General features: G+C 70.3%; 6 protein-coding genes. 3 read left to right on the top strand and 3 right to left on the bottom strand.

The features are described from left to right. Positions 1 to 624: 624 nt before the first annotated feature. Positions 625 to 1,176 carry a hypothetical protein gene (locus FK529_RS19300; protein WP_146564224.1) on the bottom strand — a complete coding sequence of 184 codons (552 nt, stop codon included), beginning with the start codon at positions 1,174 to 1,176 and terminating at the stop codon, positions 625 to 627. A gap of 200 nt (positions 1,177 to 1,376) precedes the next feature. Then, on the bottom strand, positions 1,377 to 1,841 hold the full coding sequence (locus FK529_RS19295; RefSeq protein ID WP_146564222.1) for a hypothetical protein: 465 nt from the start codon (positions 1,839 to 1,841) through the stop codon (positions 1,377 to 1,379). Between the two features lie 383 nt (positions 1,842 to 2,224). Here FK529_RS19295 and FK529_RS20740 point away from each other — a divergent pair, with 383 nt between their 5' ends. From FK529_RS20740 to FK529_RS19280, 3 genes are read left to right on the top strand one after another with little or no spacing between them, the layout of a single operon-like run. After that, positions 2,225 to 4,291 (top strand): serine/threonine-protein kinase, encoded by a 2,067-nt coding sequence (locus FK529_RS20740; RefSeq protein WP_146564220.1) that lies wholly within the window; start codon positions 2,225 to 2,227, stop codon positions 4,289 to 4,291. Continuing rightward, a complete protein-coding gene (locus tag FK529_RS19285) occupies positions 4,291 to 4,929 on the top strand; it encodes a hypothetical protein (RefSeq protein ID WP_146564218.1) in 639 nt (212 codons plus the stop codon). Before FK529_RS20740 ends, FK529_RS19285 begins: the two co-directional genes overlap by 1 nt. 23 nt (positions 4,930 to 4,952) lie before the next feature. Continuing rightward, complete coding sequence (locus FK529_RS19280; RefSeq protein ID WP_146564216.1) at positions 4,953 to 5,609, top strand: nitroreductase family protein; 657 nt, start codon at positions 4,953 to 4,955, stop codon at positions 5,607 to 5,609. 339 nt (positions 5,610 to 5,948) lie between these two features. On the opposite strand, the gene FK529_RS19275 is transcribed toward FK529_RS19280, so the two are convergent. After that, positions 5,949 to 7,133, bottom strand: a complete 1,185-nt coding sequence (locus FK529_RS19275) for a TetR/AcrR family transcriptional regulator (protein WP_146564214.1) — start codon at positions 7,131 to 7,133, stop codon at positions 5,949 to 5,951. Positions 7,134 to 7,242 lie beyond the last annotated feature (109 nt).

Here is a 7,242-nt window from a genome sequence, read left to right as displayed (position 1 = left end):
GGTGCCCGCGCCACCACGGCTGGCCCCCGGCGGGACCGTTCCCCAGCCCACCGCGCAGCGTCCGGTTGCGCGGGCGCCGCAGGTCGCGGCGCCGCCGGTCGCGGTGCCGCCGGCGGGGCGGCACGCGGGGCCGGATGGCGCCTCGCAACCGCAGGGTGCACCCCACCCCTATTCGGCGCCCGCCGCTCGAGGTCCGGGTGCGCACACCGCGGCGCCCGGCATTCCGGAGCCGCCGCAGCGACCGGTGCCGCCGCCCGCGCCGCCGGTGCGTCCGGTCCGCCCGCTACCCCCGCCGCCCTACGAGCGGGGCCGGGGCACCCAGCGCAAGCAGGGCGGGGACCGCTGGGTGCGACCCGACCAGGGGCAGGGCGAGCGCAGCCACCGGCGCCGTCCGTTGCAGCCGCCGAGCGCGCCCCGATGGGGCAAGACGGGCGAGCGTTCGTCCTCTGACGACCCGCCAACCTCACACTGAGCGCAACGGGATCGGACCGTAGAACGAGGTTCCGGCTCGGCAGGATTTTCGTGGCGTACGGCGTGAGAAAGGTGCCGACGGCGAGCCCGACTGCGCAGCCGACGCCGCGGATCGGGATCGCGCTGTTCACGAAGGGCTTACCGTTGCCCACGTTACTCGCTCTTGCACATCTGGTTCATTCGCGCCGCGATGTCGCTGACGAGGTCAAATTTCCACTTCACATCCCCGGCTGGTTCCCGACGGGAGTAGGAAGCGAGGAGGTCGACGTAGGCGGTGATCCAGTCCTGGACGGTCGGGCCGATCGGGGAGTGCGCGCTCGGAGATAGGTGACCACCTAACGTTTCTCTCGGAGCTGGTGGGCCCGCAGGGGCCGGGGCCCCGCCGAGGGTCTGGAATCCCGCACCCCCACTAGGTGGGCCTCCGACAGCGGCAACGAATTTCGCCGAGAGCGCAGACACCATTGCCTGGGCATCGGCGATGATCGACTTGATGACAGGGGTAGGATCCTGGCCCAATGCAGTTGCCTGAGCGCGGGCGGCCTGGATCTCCGTTTCGGCCTGGTAGACGACTTCTGCCGGCGCAATGTTCGTTTCCGCCAGTGCGCGAGACATGTTGGCGAAGGTGAGCGCGATCTGGCCGAACGTCTCTCCGACTTGGACGAACGGGAGAAAGGCCTGAAACCACGTTCCTGACGCGCGTTCCACGAATAGGCCTGTTCCGGAGAGCCCCAGGCGCAGCGCGGCTGCTGACCCCTCACTTGCGACCCTAAAGGCATCTGCCGATGCGCGCCCAGCGGCCAGAGACCGCTGACAATAGGTCAGCTGGAGTTATCGAATCCTCCCAGAGTGTGCCGAGGATCTGGACTGAGTGTTCGGTGAAAGGCTTAGTGCCGTCTCCCACGGATTCAGCCTTCGCAGAGGCCGTTGAGTTGGCCAGCGAGATTGTCGACCAGGTCGCCCTTGAGCTTGACATCGGCGGCAGGCTCGCGGCGGGAGTATGAGTCCAGAATATCGGCAAATGCCGTAATCCAGTCTTGCAACGTGCTGCGAACTGGTTCGACTGCGTTGGGCGAAATCCGCGCCGCCAGACGGGAAAGGTCCTGCCTGGCTTTCGCAATATCGGCGTCCAAAGTCGGGCGTGTGTAGTTGAGCGGCGTCTCAAACTTCGGCATCTGCTGCGACACCAAGCCGCTTGCTACGCATACACGCGCTTTCGATGTGAGGGTTCCTCGAAGACGGTAGTCCTCTGTCGGAGTGGCCTTCGACGAACTCGGGGAGGCGGAGGCTGTGGTGGTGTTCGTCCCTCCGTCGGTCCGGGTCAGGGTGAATGCCAATGCCGCAACGGCGATGATGGCGATCACGACGGCCACGACGACGACAACGATGAGGGCCGTCCTGCCCGAGCGCTGCGGAGGTCCGGGGGTCGGCGGCTGCATCGGCGGGTAAGTCGCCGGCGGCGGACCCTGGTGCCCCGGTGGCTGAGGCCCTTGCGTCATGGGGTTCCTTCCTTGCTGGTCGCGGCGCACGTCGTGCCGCAGCCTGGACTCGCTCAGGCTACTTGTCGACGAGCACCGTCGTATCGAAAGGTGAGCTCCGTGACGTCGGGAGCTGGAGCGGCGAGGAGTCCTACGACGGCGCTCGCGGCGGACGCCGTGACAGACTTCGGGAACCGCCAACCTCACATTAAGCGGCACGCAACCTGCGTCGCGGTAGATTCTTACCGCTGTACAAATGCAGGAGCGGAGGTGTGTTCGTGGCGTCGCAACCCGGTGAATCGATCGCGGGGTACGTGGTCGAGTCGGTGCTCGGCACCGGTGGCATGGGCACGGTTTACCGCGTGCGGCACCGCACGCTGCCCCGCTCCGTGGCACTGAAGGTGCTGCAGTCCCAGCTCTCGGCGGATCCGTCCGTGCGGGCGCGGTTCGACCGTGAGGCGGACTTGATCGCGGGCCTCAAGCACCCGCACATCGTGGACGTTTACGACCGCGGGGAGTCCGACGGGCACCTGTGGATCGCGATGGAGCTGGTCGAGGGCGGCAACCTCGCCGAGACCGTCCAGCGGGAAGGTCCGTTCAGCCTCGACCGCACCGTCGCCGTGATCGAGCAGGTCGCCGACGCACTCGACTACGCCCACCAGCACGGGATCCTCCACCGCGACGTCAAGCCCGCGAACTTCCTCGTCGACCGCGGGCGCCGCGGCGAGCAGGTCAAGCTCGCCGACTTCGGGATCGGAGCCGCGCAAACCGAGGTCGGGCAGCACACGCAGACGGGGACCGTCGTCGGAACCCTCGCGTACACGGCGCCCGAGGCGCTGCTCGGGCGCGCCGTGGACCCTCGCGCCGACGTCTACGCGCTCGCCTGTGCCACGGTGGCGTTGCTCACCGGGTCGCCCCCGTTCACGACCAATGTGGCGGGGCAGCTGATGCTCGCGCACATCAGCCAGAACCCGCCGAGCATCCGGCTCAAGCGGCCGGACCTGTCGCCGGAGATCGACCACGTCCTCGGCCGGGCGATGGCCAAGAACTCCGCGGATCGGTTCGCCACCGCCGGTGCCTTCGCCGACGCCCTGACCGCCGCCGCGCGCCGCACGTCGGGCGCGACGGGCATGGCGCCACCCTCTGCGCCGCAGGGCGTCAACTGGCAGGGCACGCCGTCGAATCCGGCGCTCGCGACCGGCTTCAACCAGTCCGCTCCCGGGGCGCAGGGGCTGCCGCCCGGAGCGCCGACGGGTCTGCTGGGCCCCGTCGGCCCGGCCGGACCGCGCGGACCCGCCGGGCCGACAGGGCCGAGTTCGCCGTCGATGCCGGTGCACGCCGGCCCGGGCACGCCGAAGGCGAAAACGTCGACGAAGCGCCGGAGACTGCTGATCGGCGGGGCCGTGGCCCTCGTCGCGATCCTGGCGGCGGTGCTGGGCATCGCCGTATTCAGCGGCGGCGACGACGACGGCCGGCCCGCGCTCGACGCCTGGAGCGCCCGCACGGTCACCGACGTCAACGGCTCGACGGAGCTCACCGACCGGCCGCAGCGCATCGTGGCCCTCGGCCCGGGCGATGCGGAGCTGGTCGCCGCGCTCGGCTTCGAGGTGGTCGCGGGGGCGAACGGCCCGAAGTCCGAGCTGCCGTCGTGGGTATCCGCGCTGTCCGGAGTCCCCAGCGCCGGCACGTCGACCAACCCGGACAGGTCGGCGATCGAGAAGGCCAAGCCCGACCTGATCCTCGACACGGATCCGGACGCCGCGGCGAAGGTCGCGGAGCTCAAATCGCTGGCCGGCGGCCGCGCGATCGCGGTCTCCGAGGAGGGGAAGGCCGGCTGGACCTGGCAGCAGCAACTCGCCTTCATCGCGGAGGCGCTCGGGGCGAAGGACCGCGCTGACGCCGTGAAGAAGACCTACGAGGGCCGCATCACCGCGCTCCGCTCCGCACACCCCGAGTTCTCGGGCAAGAAGCTCGACATCGTGCACTACGACGGTACGGCGACGAGGCTCGCCGGACCCTCGGCGAACGCGCTGCAGCTGCTGGGGCAGTTGGGTTTCGCGACGCAGACGCCTGTCGACGGCGCGGGCTCGTGGCGCAATCTCGCGTCGGGCGACATCTACAAGGCGGTGAACTCGAGCCAGGTCGATCGGACGGTCGTCGCGCGCACCGACCCGGCGGGCGGCAATGGAGGCTTCGACGGCGTCCCGTCGTCGTTGACCTACGGCGTGCCGATCATCATCGTGGACAAGACGAACGGCGTGGATGCGCTCCTCTACGGCGGGCCGCTGGCCATCGACAGGATCGAGCAGTCCGTGGTGCCCGCCCTGACGAAGGGAATCAAGTAGTGGCAGAACAGACCCTGACCGCCGACGATCTCGCGCGGTACGCCGCGGCCCTCGCCGAAGGGAAGAAGCCGCTGGTCTACCTTGTCGAAGGGGTACCGAGCCTGGGGCTCGAGCCCGGGTCGTCCGCCCGCGTCGTCGAGGTCGACGGTGCCGTCGTGACCGTCAAGCCGACGGGGATCGACGACCAGTTGCCCTACGACGCACGGGAACTGCGCGCCACCAAGCAGCCGAAGGCGGTGCGGCGCGGACCGAAGGCCGCTCCCGCGAAAGGCGCTGCGAAGCCCGCCACCGCCACGACCGCCCCGGCGAAGCCCGCGAAAGCGGCGCCCGTGCGGACGGCCCGTTCGGTCGCGATCACCGTGTACGTGGGCGCCGATAACACGGCCTCGCTCAAGGTCACCCGGAACGCGCAGAAACCCGCCGGAGTGCAGGAGATCCCGCTTCCCGCGCTGCACAAGGCGCTGGCCGGCCTCGGCGACAAGGAGGCGCGGGCCGCCGTCGACGAGGTGCTCTCCGCGGCCCGTGATGCCGCGGCGGAGCGCGTCGCAGCCCTGCAGGAGGAGCTCGCCGCCGCGAAGAAGTCCCTCGCGACGCTCGACCGCGCCAAGCGGGGGAGCGGCTCGGCCCGCACACAGTAGTTCGGCTCGCTAGGCTCGTGAGCATGGCACTCGACTTCCCGCACCTGGATCTGTCCGCCGACGAGGTACTGACCACCACCCGGTCGGTGCGCAAGCGCCTCGACCTCGAGCGGCCCGTGCCGCTCGAGGTGATCACCGACGCACTCGAAGTGGCGCTGCAGGCACCGTCGGGAAGCAACGCCCAGGGCTGGCACTGGATCGTGCTCACCGATCCCGAGCCGAAGAAGATCGTCGCGGAGTACTACCGCAAGTCCTACTTCGCCTACGCCGAGGCCGGTGCGGCGGCGCGGGCGGCGAAGCCCCCGAAGGACCTCGAGACGGCCGAGAAGGTGGCCTCGAGCGCGACCTACCTCGCCGAGGTCATGGAGCAGGTGCCCGCGCTGGTGATCGGCGCGATCCACGTGCCCGGCGGCGAGCTGCCCGAGGGGAATCAGGCCGGCCTGTGGGGTTCGCTGCTTCCCGCCGCGTGGAGCCTCGCGCTGGCGCTGCGGGAGCGCGGACTCGGATCCGCTTGGACCACTCTGCATCTGGAGTACGAGCGCGAGGTCGCCGAGGCGCTGGGCATCCCGGAGACCGTCCGCCAGGGCGTGCTGCTGCCCGTCGCCTACACCAAGGGCACCGACTTCAAGCCCGCCAAGCGCGCGCCGCTGGAGACGGTCCTGCACGTCAACGGCTGGTAGGCCGACAGCCTTCCCCGGCGGCTGCTGACGCCGAGGGTGATCGTGGCTTCGGGTGGGGGAGCGAATGCCGAGCGGGGGTAGGCCGGTCCCCGGTTGGACGAACGGCTTCTGGTGGGGGTTGGAACGCTGGGGTCGCGAATGGGTGTAGCGCGGGGAGGGCGTGGGCGGGCGGCACCGCATCACGACGCTGCGGGTCCTGTGCGATCAGTGCCGGGGTATGCGCGGCGCGCATGGCTCAGGCCGCTGAAGATCCCGTTGACCTGGGCATTCGCTAGCCATGCGTGGCGCGCATGGCTGTTCTGAGCGACAACACCACCTCGTGAGCCGCCGAGGGTGGGGTCAGATGCCCAGGGCGGCGTCGACGAGGTGGACGAGCTCGTCGTGGAAGCGCGGGCGGCGGCGCAGGCGGCGGGTGCGGGCGAAGTCGTTGGCGATGGTCATGGCGGCGCCGACGGCGATGCGGGCACCGGCGGCGTCCAGCGCACCGTCGGATCCCGCGGCGAGCAGCGCGACCCAGCGGGCCACATAGGACTTCTGGGCGGCGAGCAGCGCCTCGCCGCCGGACTCGATGACCACCTCGCGGCCCACGGTGAAGGCGACGGCGAGGTCGGTCGAGGTCACCAGGTTCGCGGCGTACGACCGAACCAGGGCGCGGAGCTCGGCGAGGGGGTCACCGTCGGACATCCCTGCCGCACCGACGACGCCGATCTCCAGCGCGGCGCGCGCCCGGGCGACGATGCCCACCAGGATGGAGCCCTTCGACGGGAAGTGCCCGTACACGCTGGGACCCGAGATGCCCACGGCCGCACCGATGTCGTCCATGCTCACGGTGCTGTAGCCGCGGGTGAAGAAGAGCGCCGAGGCGGCGTCGAGGATCTCGTCGCTGCGCACCACGGGGGCGCGACGGGGCGGGGGAGCGGGCAGCTCCGGGGCGGTCGACGGTGCCGCGCGCAGCACGCGCTGCGCGATCGTCTCGAGATCGGCGCGGTAGCGGCGGATGCCGATGCGGCCGCGGCTGGGCGGGACGGAGCCGCCGACGGCGAGCACGGCCCATGTGAGGACCCGGGCGTCGTCGTCGGTGACTTCCGGATGGTCGCGCCGCAGCACCTCGGTCCAGGAGCCGAGCACACCCTCGCTCGCCACGATCATCTCCTGCGCCTGCTCGGCGGTCAGGTGCCGCCGGTTCCAGCGCCACAGGGCGAGCGGCCCGGGCCGGGAGACGGCCATCGTGAAGACGGCGGAGGAGAGGTCGTCGAAAGTGGCACCGGGGCGGGCGAGCACCTTCGCGGTGGTCTCCGCCATCTCGTCCACGGCGGAGCGCATGGCCGCCGCGAGGATGGCCTCCTTGTCCGGGAAGTGCCGATACACGCTGGGTCCACTGATCCCGGCGGCGCGGGCGATATCGGCGACGGAGACCTTGCCGTAGCCCTGGTCGAGGAACAGCTCGGTCGCGGCGTCGACCAGCTGTCGACGCCGCTCGGCGGGGCGCAGGCGGGTGCCCGCGGAACGTGGTGCAGGTGCCATGATTACCGTCACGATAGCCCATCTGGGCCGTTTTATACCAGGTTCTACCTGGTGTTCTTTTCAAATAAGCTACATACGGTTAGCCTGTATTAGTGCCGGGCTTCGCGGT

The sequence above is a fragment of the Tsukamurella asaccharolytica genome (genome assembly GCF_007858435.1).
Classification (GTDB): Bacteria; Actinomycetota; Actinomycetes; order Mycobacteriales; family Mycobacteriaceae; genus Tsukamurella; species Tsukamurella asaccharolytica.
This window is presented reverse-complemented; position numbering and strand designations above follow the sequence as displayed.